1 protein-coding gene and 1 pseudogene are annotated in these 1,119 nt (G+C 61.8%); both read left to right on the plus strand.

Translation table 11 applies throughout. The features are described 5' to 3' along the window. Nucleotides 1-220: 220 nt before the first annotated feature. A pseudogene (locus A3AY_RS35200) lies at nt 221-945 on the plus strand (amino acid ABC transporter ATP-binding protein). 19 nt (nt 946-964) lie between these two features. Next, the coding region (locus tag A3AY_RS37785; RefSeq protein ID WP_154663289.1) for an FAD-dependent oxidoreductase at nt 965-1,119 on the plus strand (155 nt) is incomplete at its 3' end.

Consider the following 1,119-nt stretch of genomic DNA (forward strand, 5'->3'; position numbering starts at 1 on the left):
CCCTGCTGTCGGTGCTCGCCGTGCCCGACTTGCTTTACCAGGGCCAGCTGGTGACGTCAGCCACCTATAGGCCACTGGAAACCTACACTTTGATTGCGCTCATCTATCTGGCCGTCCTGTTCCCCATGACGCGCCTGGCACACTGGCTGGAGGACCGCAGGGCATGATCACCAGGGCGCAACCCACGAGCGACGCGCATGACGCGCCACATACCGAATCGATGATCGAGGTCATAGGTCTTAAGAAGTCCTTTGGTCCGCTGGAGGTTCTGAAGGACATCAGCCTCTCCGTTCCACGCGGTCATGTCGTCGCAGTGATTGGGCCGAGTGGCTCGGGCAAGTCGACCCTGATGCTGGGTGCATCGCCATCGGCGGCCAGAAGATGGATTTTTCTGCGGGCCGGTTCGCCCTGCGGGACAAGGATCTTGCTGCCTTCCGTGCCAATACAGGCATGGTCTTCCAGAACTTCAACCTCTTCCCGCACATGAGCGTTATCGACAACGTGATGATTGGGCCGGTGACTGTGCTGAAACAGGGCAAAGACGCCGCGCGGTCGCATGCACTGGAGCTTCTGGCTAAAGTGGGTCTCGCCGCCCGTGCCGACGCGCGTCCCGAGCAGCTTTCGGGCGGACAGAAGCAGCGTGTGGCAATCGCCCGCGCGCTGGCAATGAAGCCAGAGGTGATGCTCTTCGACGAGGCCACCTCGGCGCTCGATCCGGCGCTGGTGGGCGAAGTTCTGGCCGTCATCCGAAACCTTGCCGAGCAGGGCATGACGATGATCCTTGTCACCCATGAAATGGCCTTCGCCCGCGACGTCGCGGACACGGTCATCTTCATGCAGGACGGCTTTGTGGTCGAATCCGGTGATGCACGCCAGGTCATCAACGAACCTCGAGAAGCGGCAACGCGGGAATTCCTCAGCCATTTCCATGGCGGACTTTCCTAAGGATGAGGGCGAAACGGCAATGACAGGCAAAGTAATCGTGGTCGGGGCGGGCATCATCGGCGCCGTCACCGCGCTGAACCTGGCGAATGACGGCTGGGACGTCGTGCTTTGCGACGGCCACCCCCCGGGCAGCGAGGCCGGCGCGAGCTATGGCAATGGCGGCTGGATCAGTCC

Source organism: Rhizobium giardinii bv. giardinii H152 (assembly GCF_000379605.1).
GTDB classification, from domain to species: domain Bacteria; phylum Pseudomonadota; class Alphaproteobacteria; order Rhizobiales; family Rhizobiaceae; genus Pararhizobium; species Pararhizobium giardinii.